The 18,961-nt window shown below is 70.3% G+C and carries 18 protein-coding genes; 12 read left to right on the top strand and 6 right to left on the bottom strand.

Annotated elements, in window-relative coordinates; all coding sequences use genetic code 11:
• Nucleotides 1-65: 65 nt before the first annotated feature.
• Both EIZ45_RS15515 and EIZ45_RS15510 read left to right on the top strand, forming a co-directional pair.
• A complete protein-coding gene (locus EIZ45_RS15515) occupies nucleotides 66-620 on the top strand; it encodes a hypothetical protein (protein ID WP_134662942.1) in 555 nt (184 codons plus the stop codon).
• Nucleotides 617-1,114, top strand: a complete 498-nt coding sequence (locus EIZ45_RS15510; RefSeq protein WP_205669902.1) for a GNAT family N-acetyltransferase — start codon at nucleotides 617-619, stop codon at nucleotides 1,112-1,114. Before EIZ45_RS15515 ends, EIZ45_RS15510 begins: the two co-directional genes overlap by 4 nt.
• On the opposite strand, the gene EIZ45_RS15505 is transcribed toward EIZ45_RS15510, so the two are convergent.
• Genes EIZ45_RS15505 through EIZ45_RS15485 form a run of 5 tightly spaced genes read right to left on the bottom strand, consistent with a single transcriptional unit; the run spans nucleotide 1,106 to nucleotide 6,437 of the window.
• The gene (locus EIZ45_RS15505) at nucleotides 1,106-2,335 is read right to left on the bottom strand and encodes a multidrug effflux MFS transporter (RefSeq protein ID WP_134662940.1); all 1,230 of its coding nucleotides are present in this window, start codon (nucleotides 2,333-2,335) and stop codon (nucleotides 1,106-1,108) included. The genes EIZ45_RS15510 and EIZ45_RS15505 overlap by 9 nt on opposite strands.
• The gene (locus EIZ45_RS15500) at nucleotides 2,332-3,306 is read right to left on the bottom strand and encodes an alpha/beta hydrolase (protein WP_134662939.1); all 975 of its coding nucleotides are present in this window, start codon (nucleotides 3,304-3,306) and stop codon (nucleotides 2,332-2,334) included. Before EIZ45_RS15500 ends, EIZ45_RS15505 begins: the two co-directional genes overlap by 4 nt.
• Entirely contained in the window at nucleotides 3,303-4,280 is a 978-nt protein-coding gene (locus tag EIZ45_RS15495) for an alpha/beta hydrolase (protein WP_134662938.1), read from the bottom strand. The genes EIZ45_RS15500 and EIZ45_RS15495 overlap by 4 nt, the downstream gene beginning before the upstream one ends.
• A 50-nt stretch (nucleotides 4,281-4,330) precedes the next feature.
• Nucleotides 4,331-5,296, bottom strand: a complete 966-nt coding sequence (locus EIZ45_RS15490; protein WP_134662937.1) for an aldo/keto reductase — start codon at nucleotides 5,294-5,296, stop codon at nucleotides 4,331-4,333.
• 31 nt (nucleotides 5,297-5,327) lie between these two features.
• The gene (locus EIZ45_RS15485; protein ID WP_134662936.1) at nucleotides 5,328-6,437 is read right to left on the bottom strand and encodes a zinc-binding dehydrogenase; all 1,110 of its coding nucleotides are present in this window, start codon (nucleotides 6,435-6,437) and stop codon (nucleotides 5,328-5,330) included.
• 104 nt (nucleotides 6,438-6,541) lie between these two features.
• On the opposite strand from EIZ45_RS15485, the gene EIZ45_RS15480 reads away from it, so the two are divergent.
• Nucleotides 6,542-7,897, top strand: a complete 1,356-nt coding sequence (locus tag EIZ45_RS15480) for an amidohydrolase (RefSeq protein WP_240690622.1) — start codon at nucleotides 6,542-6,544, stop codon at nucleotides 7,895-7,897.
• A gap of 63 nt (nucleotides 7,898-7,960) precedes the next feature.
• Here EIZ45_RS15480 and EIZ45_RS15475 read toward each other — a convergent pair whose 3' ends face one another.
• A complete protein-coding gene (locus EIZ45_RS15475; RefSeq protein WP_134662934.1) occupies nucleotides 7,961-8,683 on the bottom strand; it encodes an SDR family NAD(P)-dependent oxidoreductase in 723 nt (240 codons plus the stop codon).
• Nucleotides 8,684-8,769: 86 nt separating this feature from the next.
• Here EIZ45_RS15475 and EIZ45_RS15470 point away from each other — a divergent pair, with 86 nt between their 5' ends.
• The 9 genes from EIZ45_RS15470 to EIZ45_RS15425 all read left to right on the top strand — a co-directional run bounded on the left by EIZ45_RS15470 (nucleotide 8,770) and on the right by EIZ45_RS15425 (nucleotide 18,702).
• Nucleotides 8,770-9,726: an aldo/keto reductase gene (locus EIZ45_RS15470; protein ID WP_134662933.1), complete on the top strand. Its 957-nt coding sequence runs from the start codon at nucleotides 8,770-8,772 to the stop codon at nucleotides 9,724-9,726.
• Between the two features lie 88 nt (nucleotides 9,727-9,814).
• Complete coding sequence (locus tag EIZ45_RS15465) at nucleotides 9,815-10,792, top strand: methyltransferase dimerization domain-containing protein (protein ID WP_134662932.1); 978 nt, start codon at nucleotides 9,815-9,817, stop codon at nucleotides 10,790-10,792.
• Between the two features lie 172 nt (nucleotides 10,793-10,964).
• Complete coding sequence (locus EIZ45_RS15460) at nucleotides 10,965-12,488, top strand: ABC transporter substrate-binding protein (protein ID WP_134662931.1); 1,524 nt, start codon at nucleotides 10,965-10,967, stop codon at nucleotides 12,486-12,488.
• A gap of 69 nt (nucleotides 12,489-12,557) precedes the next feature.
• On the top strand, nucleotides 12,558-13,499 hold the full coding sequence (locus EIZ45_RS15455) for an ABC transporter permease (protein WP_037806414.1): 942 nt from the start codon (nucleotides 12,558-12,560) through the stop codon (nucleotides 13,497-13,499).
• A complete protein-coding gene (locus EIZ45_RS15450; RefSeq protein WP_134662930.1) occupies nucleotides 13,496-15,316 on the top strand; it encodes a dipeptide/oligopeptide/nickel ABC transporter permease/ATP-binding protein in 1,821 nt (606 codons plus the stop codon). The genes EIZ45_RS15455 and EIZ45_RS15450 overlap by 4 nt, the downstream gene beginning before the upstream one ends.
• A complete protein-coding gene (locus EIZ45_RS15445; RefSeq protein ID WP_134662929.1) occupies nucleotides 15,313-16,128 on the top strand; it encodes an ABC transporter ATP-binding protein in 816 nt (271 codons plus the stop codon). Before EIZ45_RS15450 ends, EIZ45_RS15445 begins: the two co-directional genes overlap by 4 nt.
• 111 nt (nucleotides 16,129-16,239) lie before the next feature.
• The gene (locus EIZ45_RS15440; protein ID WP_037806411.1) at nucleotides 16,240-16,830 is read left to right on the top strand and encodes a TetR/AcrR family transcriptional regulator; all 591 of its coding nucleotides are present in this window, start codon (nucleotides 16,240-16,242) and stop codon (nucleotides 16,828-16,830) included.
• Between the two features lie 591 nt (nucleotides 16,831-17,421).
• Complete coding sequence (locus EIZ45_RS15430; protein ID WP_134662927.1) at nucleotides 17,422-18,150, top strand: alpha/beta fold hydrolase; 729 nt, start codon at nucleotides 17,422-17,424, stop codon at nucleotides 18,148-18,150.
• Between the two features lie 45 nt (nucleotides 18,151-18,195).
• On the top strand, nucleotides 18,196-18,702 hold the full coding sequence (locus EIZ45_RS15425; protein ID WP_134662926.1) for a hypothetical protein: 507 nt from the start codon (nucleotides 18,196-18,198) through the stop codon (nucleotides 18,700-18,702).
• Nucleotides 18,703-18,961 lie beyond the last annotated feature (259 nt).

The raw sequence follows: 18,961 nt of genomic DNA, 5'->3' as shown, positions 1-18,961 counted from the left end.
GGAAAGGCCGCTGACCTGGCAGGATGAGCCGAAAATGTCTTCCTGACCTCGGAGGAACCGCCGTCGTGACCCCAGGGCCTTATCCCGGCATGGAGCCGCAGCCGTACTCGCCGCTGCCGCCCGCTTACGGCGCGCAGCTCCCGCCGCAGCAGCCGCCGCCGACCGCGTACTTCGGGGCTACCGCGGTCGCCGCGGCGACCTTGGCCTCGGTCATCGGACTGGTGGGCACGATCGGCTTCGTCGTGGCGGTGCTCCGGATGGTCGGCCATCCCTCCTCGAGCAGGCTGCTTTCCAGCGGCATCGTCGGCGCCGCGGACCTGGCGATCGCGGCACTGAGCGTCGCCGGCGCGATCGGGCTGTTCAAGCGTTCCCCGGCGGGCCGGGTCTGCGTGCTCGTCGGCAGCAGCCTGGCGGTGCTGGACATCGTCGTCTTCATGATCGTCGGCCTCGGTTCCAGCTTCGTCCGGAAGAGCGCGCCGCCGACCCTGCAGATGACCTTCCCGAGCGGGTTCCTGTGGCTGATCGTCCCGGTCGCCGCGCTCGTGCTGGCGGCGCACCGGGCGACCGGCGCGTGGCTGCTGCCGAAAACCCCGCCGATGCCGTACCACCCCGGCTGGTGACCGGCCGGGAGGAAATCCTCCGCACGGCTCGGCTGCGCCTGACCACCTGGTTTCCTGAGGATGTGGCCGATCTCGCCGCCCTGCACGCCGACCGCGAGGTCATGCAGCACATGACGAGCGGCCCGCAGACCCGCGAGGCGACCCGGGCACGGCTGGAGCGGTTCATCGCCGAACACCGGGCGCGCGGCTGGTCGAAGTGGCGGGTTGAAGGCGCGTCGGGATTTCTCGGCCGGGCCGGGTTCGGCGTCGCCCATCGCAGCGGGCATCGGGAAGTCGGCTACCTGCTGGCCCGCGCGGCGTGGGGCGCGGGACTGGCCACTGAGCTGACGCGGGCGCTGCGGCAGTGGCACGAGGACCACCCGGAGCCCGCTCTCGCACCCGAGCTGCGGGCGTATGTGCTGCCCGGCAACGCGGCCAGCTGCCGGGTGCTCGAGAAAGCGGGCTTCCGGGCGGTCGGCGAGGAGGACGGCCAGCTCGTCTTCGAGTCAGGCTGATCGGCGCAGCCTAGGCAGCACCGCCAGCCACAGCAGCACGGTCGCGACCCCGTACGCCACCGTCATCGTCAGGCTCATCGACAACGGCGTCGTCCCGCCCAGCGACACCAGCGGCGCGACGATCGGCCCGACCGCGAACGACGACGTCCCGAGCAGCGCCGCCGCGGTCCCGGCCCGCCCGCCGTGATCGGCGAGGGCAAGCGCGTTGCCGTTCGCCTGCGTGGTCCCGCCCGCGAACATCAGCAGCGCCAACGGGATCAGCAACGCCGCCAGCCCGGCCCCGAACACCACTGCGCCCAGCATCGCCACGGCCGCCGCCGCGGTGAAGGTCGTGCCCAGCACGTACATCCGGACCGGTCCCGCGCGCCGCACCGCCGCGCGGTTCACCTGTGCGCCGAGGACCGACATCACCGCGTTCGCCGCGAAACACGCGCTGAACAGCTGCGGCGACAACGAGAATCCGTCCTGCAGCACGAAACTGATCGACGCCAGGTAGGTGAAGAACGCCGCTCCGCCGCAGGTGCTCACCAGCAGGAAACCCAAGAACAGCGGGTCTTTCAGCAGGATCCGGAACTCGCCGCGGCCCTTGCGCGGATGTCGTGCCTCCGGCGGCAGGCTCTCCGGCAGCGCGGTCGCTGCGACGAGCAGCAACGCCGCGCCGATCCCGGCGAGGACACCGAAAATGCCGCGCCATCCGATGACGGCTGCCAGCTGCCCGCCGATCACCGGGGCGACGATCGGCGCCAGCGCCCCGACGGTGGTCAGCAACGCCAGCAGCCGCACCAGTTCGACGCCCTCGGCGAGGTCTCGCGCGACGGCCAGCGAAAGCACGATTCCGGCCGAACCGCACAGCCCTTGGAGGAACCTGGCCGCGAGCAGCACCTCGATCGACGGCGCGAACGCGCACACCACCGACAGCACGGTGAACAACCCGATCCCGGCCAGCAGCGGACGCCGCCTGCCGAACCGGTCGCTCAGCGGGCCCACGACCAGCTGGCCGAAGGCGAGACCGAGCATGCACACCGACATGGTCGCCTGCGCGAGGCTCTGCCCGGCCCGGAGATCGTCGGCGAGCTGGGGGAGTGCCGGCAGGTAAAGGTCCATGGAGATCGGGCCGAAGACCTCCAGCAACCCCAGCACGACGGCCATCCGGAGCGCGCCCGGCCGTTTTTTCGGCCACACCGCGTCGACCAGGCTCGCTTCGGTGTGGAGCGGCTTCATCCGGCACGCAGGATCCGGCGCAGCCACGAAAGGCGGGTCGCGACGGCGGAGCGGGAGACTTCCGCGTCCGGGGAGAAACCGGCGAAGCCGTGGTAGCCGCCCGCCCAGACGTGCAGTTCCGCCTGCCCTCCGGTAGCCCAGATCCGCAGCGCGTACTCGGTCGTCTCGTCGCGGAAGATCTCCGCGGCGCCGACGTCCAGGTACGCGGGCGGGAGACCGGACAGATCGGTCATCCGGGCCGGGACCGCGTACGGGGAAGCTGCGTCGGTGCCGCGCGCCGGGCCGAGCAGTGCGTCCCAGCCGGTGTCGTTGTTGTTGCGGTCCCAGGCGCCGATTCCGTTGTACTGCCGGGTGGACACGGACTCGTTGCGGTCGTCGAGCATCGGGCACGCCAGCAGTTGTCCGGCGATGGCTGGGCCGCTGCGGTCCCGCGCAAGCAGCGCGACGCCCGCCGCCAAGCCACCGCCCGCGCTGGCGCCGGTGACGACGATGCGCGACGGGTCGATGCCGAGTTCGTCGGCGTGCTCGACTGTCCACAAGAGACCGGCGTAGCAGTCCTCGACGGCGGCCGGGGCCGGGTTTTCCGGTGCCAGCCGGTATTCCACCGAGATGCCGACCGCGCCGAACCGCAGGACGTCGTCGATCAGGCCGTCGAGACCGAAGAATCGGTTGCCCAGCACCATTCCGCCGCCGTGGATGCTGTACAGGGCGGGTGCGTTGACGACGCCCGCGGCGGGACGGACGACGGTGAGCACGATGTCCGGCGCGCCCTCGGGGCCGGGGACGGTGTGCTCGGTCAGCTCGACCGGGAGGTCGCCGACGATCTGCTCGGCGGGCGGGATGATCGTCGCGAAATGCGCGCGGTTGGCCAGGATCGTGTCCGCGCGCAGCGGGATCCGCTCGACCAGGTCGAGGAACGCGGCGAGACCGGGCTCCAGTTCCGGGTCGTAGGGCACCGGAGGGACGCTCATTTCCCGGCCTTCCCGAAGATCCGGCGCAGCCACGAGTTCCGGGTTTCGAGAGCCGCCTTGCTGATCGGCCAATCCGGAACATACATGTCGAACCCGTGGAAGGCGCCCGCCCACACGTGCAGTTCGGCCTGTCCGCCGGTCGCCCAGATGCGCAGCGCGTACTCGGTGTCCTCGTCGCGGAACGGTTCCGCGCTGCCGACCTCGATGAACGCCGGGGGCAGCCCGGACAGGTCGGTCGCGCGGGCCGGTGCGGCGTAGGGGGAGACGTCGTCGGTGCCGACCGCGTCGCCCAGCAGCGACTGCCAGCCGGCGAGGTTGGATTCCCTCGTCCACGTGCCCAAGCCGGGGTACTGCTGGCTCGCGACAGTGGTGTTGCGGTCGTCGATCATCGGGCACAGCAGCAGCTGGCCCGCGATGGCGGGGCCATTCAGGTCGCGCGCGAGCAGCGAGACCGCCGCGGCTAGACCGCCGCCCGCGCTGCCGCCCATCACCACGACGCGCGACGGGTCGATGCCGAGCTCGTCGGCGTGCTCGACTGTCCACACCAGACCGGCGTAGCAGTCCTCGACCGGCGCGGGGTGCGGGTGCTCGGGGGCGAGCCGGTACTCGACGTTCACCGCGACGACGTTCAATTCCAGCACCAGTGCCAGCAACCGGCCGACGTCCATGTTGCGGTGGCCGACCATCATGCCGCCGCCGTGGATGTTGTAGAGGACGGGAAGCGCGCCGTCGCTCTGATGCGGGGACAGAATGGTGATTTCCAGGTCCGGCGCGCCGTCCGGGCCGGGAATGGTCTGCTCGACGACGGTCACCGGGGCGTCGCCGACGACTTCGGCGGCGGGCGGGAACATCTCGGCCATCGCGCGGCGCAGGCCGGGGATCGTCTCCGGGGTGAACGGCGGCGCGTCGGCCGGGACGATCTCGGCGAGCGCGGGCTCGATCTCCGGGTCGAACGGGACAGGGGGATAGGTCAAGGCAGTCTCCTCGGCGAGGGCGGGGTTAGGGAGCGGGGAGGTCGGCGGGCTCAGGGACCTTCGGGATCGACGGCGTCGCGGTCGGCCCAGAACGGCTCCACCAGCGCGCGGATCTGCTCGGCCCCGACCTGCTCGACCAGGTCGACCGCGGCGAGGTTGTCCTCCAGTTGCTCCATCCGGGTCGCGCCGAAAAGCGTCGTGACGTTCGCCGGATGCGTCAGCGTGAAAGCGACCGCGAGCCGCGCCGCGCTCGTGCCGAGTTCTTCCGCGGCTTGCACGACCTTGGGGGCGTCGCGCGTGATCCGCTTGCGGACATCGCCGGGGTCGCGGCCGATCTCGCGGGTCAGCTTGGTGCGCCCGGCGAGGATGCCGCCCTCGAGGACGTCCGACGCCTGCATGACGAACCCGTCGGCGAACAGCCGGGCGAACGGCTCGCCGTCCGGAATGGACCGGCGGCCGATGCTGTACTTCAGCTGCGCGATCTGGGGACCCGGAACCTGCAGCGCTTCGGCGATTTCGCGCAGCCGCGCGATGTTCCCGGCCGACCAGTTGTTGACGCCCCACGCCCGGATCAGCCCGGAGCGGGTGAGCCCGGCGAGGTCCTCGACCAGGTCCTCCAGCGCGACGTCGTCTCGGCGCAGGTCGCCGAGGATCACCAGGTCCGCGACGTCGAATCCGCCGCGCAGGAACGCGTTTTCCAGCTGCGGCCGGAATCCCTGGTCGCCGAAGCCTTCGATCCACAGCTTCGCCGAGACCAGGTAGTCGTCGCGCGGGATGCGGGCGGCGCGGATGATCGCGCTCCAGAGCACGTCGGTGAACACCGGCGGGTGGCCGGGCATGCCGTAGACGCCGACGTCGAACAGGTTCACGCCGGCCTCGACCGCGGCGCGGATCATCGCGACGGCGTCGGCGAAATCCATCCGGTCGTAGGTGTGCCACGAACCGAGCGAGAGCAGTGAAACGTCCAGACCGGACGTGCCGATCTTGCGGTGGGGCAGGGGCGAGGATGCGGACACGAGACCTCCTTGGCTCGTAACGGGAAAGGGATCAGGGAAGACGGGGGTCGACGACGGCTTTCGTCTCGTCGAGGCGGTGCATGGCCTCGATCCGCTCGCTCGCGCCGCTGAGCCCGACCGGGGTGCCGAACAGCCGGTCCCACGGCATCCGGGAGGCGAACGAACCGAAGAACTCGATCGCGTGGTGGTAATCGGCGATGTCGCCGTTGAGGGAGCCGACGACGGTCAGTTCCTTGCCCATCACCGTGCCGAGCGGGACCGGCGTCGGCTCCGGTCCGGTGCTCCCGACGATCACGACCCGCCCGCGCTGCGCCGCCATCGCGACCGCCTCGCGGCCGATCGACGGCGCACCGGCGAAGTCCAGCACGAGGTCGCCGCCGTGGCCGCCGGTCAGCTCGGTGACGCGCTCGACGATCGCGTCCGAACCGCCCGCGACCTCGACCACCTCGTCGGCCCCGAATTCCTTCGCCAGCTCCAGCCGCGACGCGGGCGCGCCGACGGTGATGACGCTGCCCGCCCCGCTCAGGTGCGCGACCGCGGTCGCGAAGAGGCCCAGCGCGCCGGATCCCTGCACCACCACGCGCGATCCGGGCCGGACGCCGCCGACGCGGTCGAACGCGCGCAGCACGGTTTTCGCCGCGCATCCGGCCATCGCGGCCCAGGTGTCGGGCACCTCGGCGGGCAGCAGCAGCTTCGCCGCGCCCGGGACGACGTAGGCGTATTCGCACAGTCCGGCGGTCGCGAACGGCGCGACGTCCGACCGCTGCAGGAAGCCGTAGCCGCGCCGCGAGCACGCGACCGGTTCGCGCAGCACCGTGCAGCCGTAACACTCGCCGCAGGTGGATTCCGACCAGCCGATCCGGGACCCGGCCCCGATCGCGCGGCCGAGCGCGTCGCGCGTGTCCGGTCCGGCCGCCACCACTTCGCCGACCATTTCGTGGCCCAGCACCATCGGCAGCATGCCCGGGAAACTCATCTTCCCGGACCAGATCTCCACGTCCGTGCCGCACAGCGTCGCGCACGAAACGCGGACCAGCGCCGCGCCCGCTTCGAGCCCGGCGGGCAGCGGGAGTTCGGTCAGCTTCAGCGGCGCGCCGTGCTCGGTCAGCACCGCGGCGCGGGTGGAAGTCGGGACGGTCATGGGAAACCTTTCCGGGGACTGGCGGGCCCTGCGGGGCCGGACGATGGGTTAGTCTACGGACGTCGACAAAAATGTCGAGTCCCCGAATCCCTCCAGGAGCGCCTGTGCCGACCTCAGTTGCGGACCTCGTCTTGCGGGCAGCGGCGGTGCACACCATGGCCGGTCCCGCGCCCGCGACCGCGCTGGCGGTGCGGGACGGACGCGTGCTGCGCGCCGGAACCGACGCCGACCTGCGGGAGCTGATCGGCCCCGGCACGAGAGTGCTCGACCTCGGCGACCGCGCGGTGCTGCCGGGCATCAACGACGCGCACCTGCACGGCGCCTGGCTCGGCGCGCTCTGGCCGGACACCCTGTTCGCCGACGACGGCGCGCCCGGACCCGGTCCGGAAAAGCCCCTGCGCACCGCCGCCGAACGCCGCGCGGCCATCCTGCGCGCGGGCGAAATCCTTGCCGCGCTGGGCATTACGAGCTACACCGAACCCGGCCTCGGCCCGGGCGAGGACGACGGGCACATCGGCGCGTTCGGCATGTCCGTCGTCGAGCAGTACCGGGAACTGGCCGCCGAAGGACTGCTGCGGGCACGGGTGACCGCACTCTGGCTGTACGGCGAACTCGACGGCCCGAGCACCTTCGACCGCTTCCGCGCCGGACTGGCCACAGTGGACGGACCGGGTGCCGACCCGCGCCGGCTGAACTTCCGCGGGGTCAAGATCTTCGCCGACGGCATCCCGCCGATGCGCTCCGCCTACACCCACCACTGCTACGCCGACGGCAGCCACGCCCACCTCCTCGTCGGCGGCGCGGACGACCCGGAGCGCGAGGAAAACTTCACCCGGATGGTCCGCACTGCGCACGAAGCCGGACTGCAGGTCGGCGTGCACGCGACCGGCGACCGGGCGATCGAGCTGATGCTGGACGCCGTCGAACGGGCCCGGGAGGAACGCGACGTCGACCTCGGCCACTACGTCATCCACGGCGACCTGGTGAACGCGGCGCAGCTGAAGCGGATGGCCCGGCTGGGGGTCGGGCTGTCCGCCCAGGCCGGGATCGCGGTGCGCACCGCCGGAGTGGTCGACGCGGCGCTCGGCGCGGGCAGTTCGGCCGCCGCGTGGCCGCTGCAGGAGGCGCTGGACGCCGGGGTCCCGCTGTGCCTGACGTCCGACGCGCCGGTGCTGCCGCCGGACTGGCGCAAGGAAATCGCCGCCGCGGACCAGTGGATGGGGCCCGCCGAGGACGTGCGGCAGCGGATGGAAACGCTGCTCCGTTGCTACACCGTGCACCCGGCCCAGCAGGACGGCGCCGCGTCGTGGAAAGGCACGCTGGAACCGGGGATGGCGGCCGATCTGTGCGTGCTGTCCGCGGATCCGTTCACGGTGACCCCCGCCGAGCTGCCCGACGTCGAGGTGGACCTGACCGTCCTAGGTGGACAGATCGTCTTCGACCGCTCGGCCATCGCCTAACGGCCGTGAAGGGCTCCTTGAGGGAATCTGATTCCCTCAAGGAGCCCTTCACGGACAGCTGGGTCAGGTGAGCAGCTGGCCGCCGTCCACCGGGAGGCTCGTGCCGGTGATGTGGGCGGCGGCCGGGCTCGCCAGGAACACCACCGCGGCGGCGACGTCCTCGACCGCCGCCATCCGGCCGTCCGGGATCCGCGCCACCCACGCGTCGTGCGCGGGCGATCCGGGCGGCATCGCGGCGGCGAGCATCGGCGTCGCGACCGGGCCGGGCGCGACCGCGTTCACCCGGATCTTGTGCTCCGCCAGCTCGATCGCCGCCCACCGGGTCAGCGCGTCGACCGCGGCTTTGCTGCTTTCGTAACCGCCCATTCCCGGGGTCGGCTGCCGCCCGCCGATCGAGGACAGGTTCACCACGACGCCCGGCTCGCCGCGCGCGACCATCCTGCGGGCGACCAGCTGCGTCATCAGGAACGTGCCGTGCACGTTGGTCGAGAGAATGCGCAGCAGGTCCGGGCCGGGCAGGTCCAGCAACCGGCCGTGGACGCTGAGCAGACCGGCGTTGTTGACCAGGACGTCGACCGGGCCGATCTCGTCGAGCGCCGCCGAGATCGCGGTCTCGTCGGTGATGTCGAGCCGGATTCCGCGCCCGCCAACCGGTTTGGCGGCTTCTTCGGCGCCGTCGAGGTCGGCGAGCACCACGGAATCGCCTGCCTGGGCGAAGGCGGCGCCGATCGCGCGGCCGATGCCGCCGGCACCTCCGGTGATCAGCACGGTACGGGCAGCGGGCATCGTCGTTTCCTTTCGCCGGGAGCGAGGTTCGCGGGCTTATAGTATACAAGCGTAGAAAATAAATCCCTTGAACCGCAGGAGGAATCGTGGCGACGGATCGACCTGGACTGGGCCCGGCGTTCCCGCGCGTGCCGGCGTTGTCGCTCGGCTCGTGGAACACCTGGGACCGGATGGAGTTCGGCGACGCGGTGGCGCTGATCGCCCGCGCGGCCGAACTCGGGCTCGCCTTCTTCGACGTCGCGCACTACGACATGGGCCCGCACGCCGAGGGTTCCACGACCGACCGGATCTTCGGCCGCGCGGTGCGCGAGGCCGGTCTCGCCCGCGAAGACTGGCTCTACTGCGGGAAACTCTGGCTCTGGGACTACCCGAACGTCGGCTTCGCGCAGCAGATGAACACCGCCCTCGAACGCGTCGGAGTGGAGTCGGCCGATCTGGTCGTGGTCGGCGACTACTTCGGGGAAGTCGACCTCGAACGGGTCGTCGCGGACGTCGCGGAGCAGATGGAAGCTGGCCGGTTCCGCGCGTGGGGCGTGAACAATTGGCGCATTGACGATCTGCGCAAAGCTGTTGCCATTGCGCGCAAACGTGGTGTGGAGCCCCCGGTCTTCGTGCAGCTGAAGTACGGACTCGCGCGCCGTTCGATGGCCGAGGGCGAGTTTTACGCGCCGCTCTTCGCTTCCGGCGAGCTGACGCTGCAGGCGTCGGACATTTTCGAAGGCGGGCTGCTCGTGGGGAATCTGCAGCCGAATCGCAAGATCGGCGCGGATGTCGGAGGAATCCGGGAGAAGATCGCCGCCGCTTGGCCTGCGGTGCAACGGATCGCCGCCGAGCTGGAAGCTTCGCCCGCACAGCTGGGAATTGCCTTCTGCCTGGCCAATCCCGTGACCGCGAACGTCCTCGTGGGCGTATCGCGACTGGCGCAACTGGAGGACAATGCGGGCGCGCTCGCACTGTTGGAACGCGTCGGCGCGGACCGGATTCGCGAGCTGACCAAGGAGTTGTGGCTCGATCGCGCAGTCGCCGCCGACGGAACCTGGTGAAGGGGCTGGTGTTTTTTGTCGACGTGCGTAGACTAAAGCTCCCCGGGGTGCCCGGAGAGGCACCCCCGACGCCGTGAGGAGCCGCCACATGACGAAACCAGCGCCGGACCGCATCGTCGACATCGCCATCGGGTACATGGGCGCGAAGCAGTTGTTCGCCGCCTCGCGGATCGGCTTGTTCCGCGCGCTCGCCGACGGTCCGCGCACGGCGCCGGAACTCGCCGCCGCCACCGGCAAGGGCGAGCAGTTGACCAGGATCCTCGCCGACGCGATGAACGCGCGCGGCCTGCTGGGGCGCACCGACGGCCGCTACGAGCTGGCCGCCGACGCGCGGGAGTACCTGGGCGGGGACGGCGCTACGGATCTGGCGCCGTTCCTGACCTTCCTCAACGAAATCAGCTACGGGCACTGGCTCCAGTTCGACACCACTGTGGACAGTGGCAAACCGGGCGACCTCCAGATGGACGAGGGCCGCTGGGCGACGTTCATGGCGGGCGTGATGCGCTACAACGCGCTGCACGCGTCGATGCTCGCGCGCGCATTCGATTTCTCGCCCTACCGTTCGATGCTCGATCTGGGCGGATTGTCGCCGGAATTCGCGATCGGCGCGCTGCGGGCGAATCCCGCACTGACCGCTCGCTTCGTTTTCGGACCCGAGTCCACGCAAGGGATCACCGACGCGGTGAATGCGGCCGGGTACGCGGATCGCACGAGCATCGACCCCGCGCCCACGGAATCCGCGGAACCGGGCGGGGAGCACGATCTGGTGATGGTGAACCACGTGGTGCACCGGTTCACCGCGGAGCAGAACCGGAAGATCCTGGCCAACGCGCGCGCGGCCGCCGGGGACGGAGCGACGTTGCTGCTGCTGGACTTCTTCCTCGACGACGGCGAACGGCAGCGCCCGATCGACGCGCTGCACGCGGGGGAGTACTTCGTGATCGACGGGACCGTCGTCTATCCGGAGGCGGAAGTCCGCGAATGGCTGGACGGTGCAGGATGGCGCGTATGCGATGTTCTCGCACTGCCCGGAAGCCCTCGCGTTCTGGTCGCCGACGCCGTCTGAAAACGGCCGCCGGGCCGGGAGATAACAAACGCATCCGGCCCGTTGATTTTTTAGCCGACAATCGTAGACTATCCCGCACCACGGCGAGCCGGGCCGCACTCGCAGGCCCGCCGTTCCCGGCGGGGCGCCGAGCGACCCCGCCGGCGGTCCAGCACCCTGAGAGAGGGACTCAATGACGAGGACAAGGACAGCGGCGTTGTTCGCGGCGGCCGCCGCGGCGCTGCTCGGCATCGCCGGATGCACCGGCTCGGGCGCCGCCGGGGCGGGCGCGGGCACCGACGAGCTGAAGGCGGGCGTGTTCCTCGACGTGACGTCGTGGGACCCGGCCAACGCCGACATCGGCTTCGACGGCCCGTACCTGTCCGCGGTCTACGACCCGCTGGTCGCCTTGGACAAGGACGCCAAGCCGATCCCCGCGCTCGCGAAGTCGTGGGACTGGTCGGCCGACCGGCTGACCCTGACCATGCACCTGCGCGACGACGTCGCGTTCGACGACGGGCAGAAGTTCGACTCCGCCGCGGCGGTCGAGAACCTCAACCACCTCAAGGCGGGCACCCGTTCCGGACAGGCCTACATCGACGTGAAGAGCGTCGAGGCGAAGGACCCCTCGACCGTCGTGCTCCATCTGTCCGAACGCGACGACGCGCTGCTGTACTTCATGGGCCTCGGGCGCAGCTGGATGGCCTCGCCCAAGGCGATCAAGGCCAAGTCGCTCGCCAACGGCCCGGACGGCTCCGGCCCGTACACCTTCGACAAGGCGTCCTCGCAGCCGCAGTCGCAGTACGTCTTCAAGAAGCGCGCGAAGCACTGGGACAGCGCCACCTACCCGTTCCCGACGGTGCGGCTGTTCCCGATCACCGACCAGGCGGCGAGCTTCAACGCGATGCTGTCCGGTCAGCTGAACGTCCAGTTCGCCAACGCGGCGAACCTGCCGAAGGCGCAGCAGAACGGCTGGAATGTCGCGAAGAAGCCGGCTTCGTGGGTCGGCGTGCAGTTCGCCGACCGCACCGGCAGCCAGGTGAAGGCGCTCGGCGACCAGCGCGTGCGGCAGGCGATCTCCTACGCGTTCGACGCGGCGGGGATCCTCAAGGCGGTCGGCAACGACGCCGGAACGGTCACCGACCAGCTGTGGCCGAGCGGCAGCCAGGTCTACGACCCGGCGGGCAACGACAAGTACAAGACGGACCTCGGCAAAGCCAAGCAACTGCTCGCTGAGGCGGGCTATGGCGGCGGCTTCAGCCTCAAGATGCCGATGTCCACGATCTTCCAGGCGTGGCAACCCGCCGCCGAGCAGACCTTCGGGCAGCTGGGCATCAAGGTCGACTGGCAGAACATGTCGATGCCGGACTACCAGAAGAACGCGCCGACGTACCCGATGTTCCTCGCGGTGATCGCGATGGACGGCAACGACATGGCCACGCTGACCGACCAGGTCACGTCGTCGCAGTGGTACAACCCGAAGCCGTCGGTGGACGCCTTCCCGGAGGTGAAGGCGCTCGTGCAGAAGGCGGAACAGGCCCAGCCGGGCGCGGACCAGACCGCAGCGCTCAAGGAGCTCAACACGAAGCTCGTGGACCTCGCCTGGTGGAACGTCTGGTACCAGGCCGACAACCTCTACTTCAGCGTCAAGGGCATCACCGTCACGCCGATCACCGGCATGATGTTCCCGACGCTGCGGTTCATCCAGCGCGGCTGACGCGCCCGTCGTCCCCGGAGCCGTCCGAAGATTCCACTGTGGACGGCTCCGGGGGAGGAGCCGAACGACATGCTCACATTCATCGTCAAACGCCTGGTGTCCGGGATCCTGCTGCTCGTGCTGGTCACGAGCGGCACGTTCTTCCTGGCGCACACGGCGGTGGGGGACCCGACCGCCGGGCTGCTCGGCAACAGCGCGACCCCCGCGCAGCAGGCGGCGCTGCGCGCCCAGATCGGGTACGACCGGCCGCTGCTCGTCCAGTTCTGGGACTGGCTGTCGCACGCGGCCACCGGCGATTTCGGGACCTCCTGGCGGAATTTCCAGCCGGTCGGCGAACAGATCGCGCTGCGCGTGCCGGTGACGCTGTCGGTCGTCGTCGCCGCGACGCTGCTCGCGGCGGTCCTCGGCGTGCTCGTCGGGGTCATCTGCGGCCTGCGCCCCGGCGGAGTGGTCGACCGCGTGCTGAAGCTCGCCTCGGTGGTGCTGTTCGCGCTGCCCGGGTTCTGGGTCAGCCTCGTGCTCGTCACCTGGTTCGCGATCCAGCTCCAGTGGTTCCCCGCCGTCGGCTACGTGTCGCCGGACCAGTCGTTCGTCGGCTGGCTGCGGTCGATCGCGCTGCCGTCGATCTCGCTGTCGCTCGGCGCGATCGTGATGATCGCCGAACAGCTGCGCAACGGCTTCCTCCAGGTCGCCAACCAGGACTTCGTCCGCACGCTGCGGGCGCGCGGCCTGTCGTCGCGGCGGGTCACGACCCACGTGCTGCGCAACGCCTCGCCGTCCGCGCTGACCGTGCTGGCGCTGATGTTCGTCGGGCTGCTCGGCGGCGCAGTGGTCGTGGAGATCGTGTTCAACCTGCCGGGGATCGGCAGCCTGACGCAGTCGGCGTCGCAGATCGGGGACATCCCGGTGCTGCTCGGCCTGACCGCGGTGACCGTCGTGTTCGTCGTGATCGTCAACTTCCTGCTCGACCTCGTGCTCGGGTGGGTCAACCCGAAGGTGCGCGACCGATGACCGCTGCCCCGTTCCCCGCCACGCTCGCCCCGGTGAAGCGGATTTCCTTGCTGCGCCGGTACTTCCGCCGTCCGGTCGGCGTCGTCGCGCTGGTCGTGTTCGCGCTCGTCGTGCTCGCCGCGGTGTGCGCGCCGTGGCTGGCCCCCTACGACCCGAACCACGTCGACTTCGCGCTCACCCACGCCGAACCCGGCAACGGGCACCTGCTCGGCGGCGACTCCGCCGGACGCGACCTCTTCAGCCGCCTGCTCTACGGCGCGCGGACCACGCTGTACGGCGGCGCGATCACCTGCGTCACCGGCGTCGTGCTCGGCGTCCCGACCGGGGTGGTCGCCGGGTACTTCGGCGGCGCGACCGACCGGATCTGCTCGTGGATCAGCGACGCGCTGCAGTCGGTGCCCGGGATGATCGTGCTGCTGGTCGTCGCGGCCGGCACCGGACAGGACTTCACCGTGCTGATGATCGCGCTCGGCGTGTTCCTCTCGCCCGGCTACTACCGGATCACCCGCGCCCGCGCTCTCACCGTGCGCCGGGAGCCGTACATCGACGCCGCCCGCGTGGCCGGGGTCGGCACGCCGCGCATCCTGCGCACGCACCTGCTGCGCGCGGTGTACGCGCCGATCATCGTGCAGACCGCGCTCACCGCCGGGCTCGCCATCGGCATGCAGGCCGGTCTGCAGTTCCTCGGCATCGGCTCGGCGTCGACGCCCAGCTGGGGCCAGACGATGAACGACGGCTTCCTGAACATGCTGACGTACCCGCTGATCCTGCTGTGGCCGTCGATCGCGCTGGGCGTGACGATCGCCGCGCTGGCGTTCATGGGCTCGACGCTCGCCGACCTGGTCAGCGTCCGCGGGGAACAGCCGACGCGCCGGGGCCGGGCTCGGGTGCGGGAAGCATTGGCCGCTCCCGCCGATTTGCCGTGCGGACCGGTTTCCGGCGAGCACGAGCACGCGGCGGCCGATTGCGCGCTGCGGATCGAGAACCTGCGGGTCGGGTACGCGACGGACAAGGGCGTCAAGGAGGTCGTGCGCGGGGTGTCGCTGGACGCGGCGCCCGGCGAGGTGCTGGGGATCGTCGGCGAATCCGGGTCGGGCAAGACACAGACGGTGTTCTCCGTGCTCGACCTCCTGCCGCCCGGCGGTACCGCGGTCGCCGACGGGATCTGGGTCGGCGGGCGCGAGGTCGGGAACGCGGCGGAGCGGGCAAAACTGCTCGGCCGCGAGATCGGGTACGTGCCGCAGGAGCCCATGACGAACCTCGACCCGTGCTATCCCATCGGGCACCAGCTCGTCGAGCCGCTGCGTCGCGTGCACGGGCTCGACAGGGCCGCGGCGAAGAAGCGGGCGCGCGAAGTGCTGGAGCGGGTAGGCCTCACCGACCCGGATCGCGTCATGGCGAGCTATCCGCACCAGATCTCCGGCGGCATGGCGCAGCGCGTGCTGATCGCCGGCGCGGTGGCCGGGCGGCCGTCGCTGCTGGTGGCGGACGAGCCGACGACCGCGCTGGACGTGACGGTGCAGGCCGAGGTGCTGGAGCTGCTGCGCGAACTGCAGGCCGAGTACGGGATGGCGCTGGTGATCGTCACGCACAACTTCGGCGTCGTCGCGGACATCTGCGACCGCGTCGTGGTGATGAAGGACGGCCGGATCGTGGAAACCGGCCCGGTGGAACGGATCTTCCGCGCGCCGGAGGACCCCTACACCGCCGAGCTGATCAGCGCGTCGCTGGACGACACCGAAGGACGGGACGAGTTGGACGAAGCCTGGGAACGGCGCGGTCTTGCCCACGCGGCCGGAGAGGAGGCCGGGCGATGACCGCTCCGTTGCTCGCGATCGAGGACCTCGTCGTCGACTACCGGCTCAGCCGCCGGGTCCGGTTCCGGGCGCTCAAAGGGATTTCGCTGGACGTGCGGCCGGGCGAATGCGTCGGGCTGGTCGGCGAAAGCGGGTCGGGAAAGTCCACTTTGGGCAAAGCGGTGCTGGGCCTCGCCGCGCCGGAGTCCGGCCGGATCACCTTCGACGGCGAGGACATCACCCACGCCCGGGGCGCGACGCGACGCCGGCTGGCCAGCGACATCCAGGTGGTGTTCCAGGACCCGTACGGCTCGCTGGACCCCACCATGACCGTCGGCGAAGTGCTTGCCGAACCGCTAGTGGTGGCCGGGACTTCGCGTGCGGACGCCCGGACGGTGGTCGCGGACATGCTCGACCGCGTGCGCCTGCCCGCCGACGCGGTGCACCGGTATCCGGGCGAGTTCTCCGGCGGCCAGCGGCAGCGCATCGCGATCGCGCGGGCACTGGTCCGCCGGCCGCGGCTGATCGTGTGCGACGAGCCGGTGAGCGCGCTCGACCTGACCACCCAGGCGACGATCCTCGACCTGTTCCTGGAACTGCAGCGCGAGACCGGCGTGTCGTACCTGTTCGTGTCGCACGACCTGGGCGTGGTGCACCGGATCTGTCACCGGGTTTCGGTGCTGTACCAGGGAGAGATCGTGGAATCGGGCCCGACGGCGACGGTGACGCGGGCTCCCGAGCATCCCTACACCCAGCGGCTGCTGCTGGCCGCTCCGGTGGCGGACCCGGCACGGCAGGCGCAGAGACGAGCGGCCCGGCTGGGACTCGGGTGAACGATTTTCGGGCCATGGCTTGTGCGTCCGCATTCCCGGGCTCGCCGCTCCCGCGGACGGTCGAGCAGGGTCACATCCGTCGCGGGAGAATACGGGTTAGAGTCTGTAACCATGCCGAAGGTCATCGATCACGATCAGCGACGACGGGAGATCGTCGAGGTCGCCAAAAAGCTGATCATCGAGGGCGGGTTCGAGGCTGCCACGATGCGCAGCATCGTGACCGCGGCCGGGTTCGCGAACGGTGCCCTCAAGCATTACTTCCCCAGCAAGGACAGCATCATCGCGGCGACGTTCGAGAGCGTGCTGCAGGAGACTTCGCAGCGGATGTCCGAACTGGATCCTTCGCTCGGGCCTGTGGAGTCGCTGCGGGGGTTTGTCGAGGCGGCGATTCCGTTCGACGAGCATCAGATCGCGTCGGCTCGGGTTTTGCTGGTGTTGTGGGAGCATTCCGTGGCCAATCCGGAGCTTGCTCGGCAGTATCGGGATTTGCTCAATAGCTGGCGGGGGGAGTTGACGGTTCGGATCGCTGCTGCTCGGGGGAAGGGGGAGGCTTCGGAGGCTCCGGTTATCGGGGTGCTGGCGGATGAGATTATCGCGGTTTCCATCGGGGCTAATGTGACTAGTTTGATGCATCCGGTGGGGGAGGTTGCGGAGCGGTATCGGGGGTATGTGGACGGGTTGATGGCTCGGATTGGGGATTGAGTTCTCTTCTTTTTGGCTCGTCGCCTGGCGGCGACATTGCGCCCGGTCGGTTGCGTGGGGCACCCCGAAGCTTGATTGTGATGACGGTCCGGGGGTGCTTGTCAAGGCGGGAAAGATGCCTTGACAAGCACCCCCGGACCGCATTTTGGCTTCGTATCGGGGTGCGGGGGAGGGCTGGGTGCCTCGATTGTTGGGTGTATTGGCTGCGGTTTTCGAGGGCTGGGTGCCTCGATGCGTTGGGTGCATTGGCTGCAGTTTCGGGCGCGTGGGGTGGGTGCGTGGCTGGGTTGGATTCGGCGGGCGGCGGTTGGGGTGGGGTTAGCGTCCCAATGTGGCATTGGGTGCGTTAGATGCACCCAATGTGGCGTTCGGTGCGTCGCATGCAACCAATGCCGCATTGGGGGCGCATCCCGGCGGGGGCGGGGCGGCGCGGTCCGTGAAGGGCTCCTTGAGGGAATCTGGTTCCGTGAAGGGGTCCCTGACGTACGGCGGCGGGCGGGTCGTGAGGGGAACCCTGGGGGAATCAGAGTCAATGAGGGTGGCCCTCACGCAAAGCTGGACCAGGTGACGGGTTTTGTCTACGATTGTAGAATGACTTCCGCGTTTCCGGTCACCCGTACGCTTTCCCGTCGTCCTGTCACCGGGCCTCCGGTCGTGTTGATCCATGGGTTCGCGTCCTCGGCCGCGTGTGATTGGCCTGCGGAGTACTGGGCCGATCCGCTGGCGGCTGCCGGGCGGGAGACGGTTGTGGTGCATTTGCCGGGGCATCCTGGCGGGCCCAAGGTCGCGAAGGCCGAGGAGGTGACCTCGACCCGGGTGGTCGACGCGTTGGCGGAATGTGCTGGTGCGGAAGAGGTCGACGTCGTCGGGTATTCGCTCGGGGCGCGGCTTGCGTGGGATCTCGCGGCGCATCCCAAGGTGTCGGTGCGGCGGTTGGTGCTGGGCGGGTTGAGTCCGCAGGAACCGTTCGCGGCGGTTGATCTCAGGGCGGCGCGGCTGGCCGTCCGGGGCGGGCCGGTGCCGGACGATCCGCTTACTGGGGCGATCACGGCGATGGCGGCGGCGGGGGACGCGGAGTCGCTGCTGAATCTCGTCGAGGGGTTGGCGAGCGAACCGTTCGATCCGGGGGCGGGGGTTCCGCAGGTGCCGACGTTGTTCCTCGCCGGGTGGCAGGACTTCATGGCGCACGGGATCGAGCAGCTCGTGGCGCGGGTGCCGGGTGCGCGGCTGCGGCAGGTCGCGGGGGATCACCGCGGTGCGTTGGTGGGGGTCGAGCTGCGGGAGGCGGTGTTCGACTTCCTCGGGGCCGAGGCCGGCTGAGGCGCCGAAATGGCCTGAGCGGCCCAGTCGTGCCAGCCTGGGGCCATGACGACACCGGCGCAGCTCCGCAGAACCGCCCTGTCCTACCCGGAAACGGCCGAGCTGGCCGTTGACGGCACGGTCGCGTTCACGGTGCAGGGCAAGGAATTCGCCGCCCTGCGACCGGATCGGCAGGTCGTGCTCCGGATGACCCCGTCCGATGTGGACGAACTGCGCGCCGCCCACCCGACCGCCCGCCGCGTCGCCAGGGCGGGGGCCCGGTTGCCGATCGGGGACCTCAACGGGCAGCAGCTCAACCACTGGGTGCGCCGCGCGTGGCTGGCCCGGGCACCGAAGCGCCTGGCGGCCCCGGTGGCTGCGGCCGGGACCGCCGTGGCAGGGGAGGTGGGGGACTTGCCGAAGGCGATCGGCAGCCCAGCCACCCGGGCCCTGCACGGTGCGGGGATCACGACGCTGGCACAGACCGCCGAGTGGACCGACGCGGAGTTGCTCGCCCTGCACGGCGTGGGTCCGAAGGCGGTGCGGCTCCTTCGCGAGGAGGCTCAGGGCTGAGCTGCGCGCTTGACCTCAAGTCGGCTGGAGGCGGCAGGGGCGGGAGCCGACTTCATGTACGGGACCAGCTGAGCTGTCGCGCGGCGGGCAGGTGTTCCGGACCCGGTTCGACACCGAGGTGTTGCTGCGGGCCTGCCTGGAGTGGGACGAGCGGTTCACCGGCAGGTTCGCGTCGGCATCTGGGACCACGCGCACTGTATTGCGTGGCGGTCCGGAAGAAGCGCTGCGGACTCGAATGGCTCGGCCGGTGGGCTGAGTG

Source organism: Amycolatopsis sp. CFH S0740, from assembly GCF_004522315.1.
GTDB lineage: Bacteria > Actinomycetota > Actinomycetes > Mycobacteriales > Pseudonocardiaceae > Amycolatopsis > Amycolatopsis nivea.
Note: the sequence above shows the minus strand (reverse complement) of the source record. Positions and strands in the feature narration are given on the sequence as shown.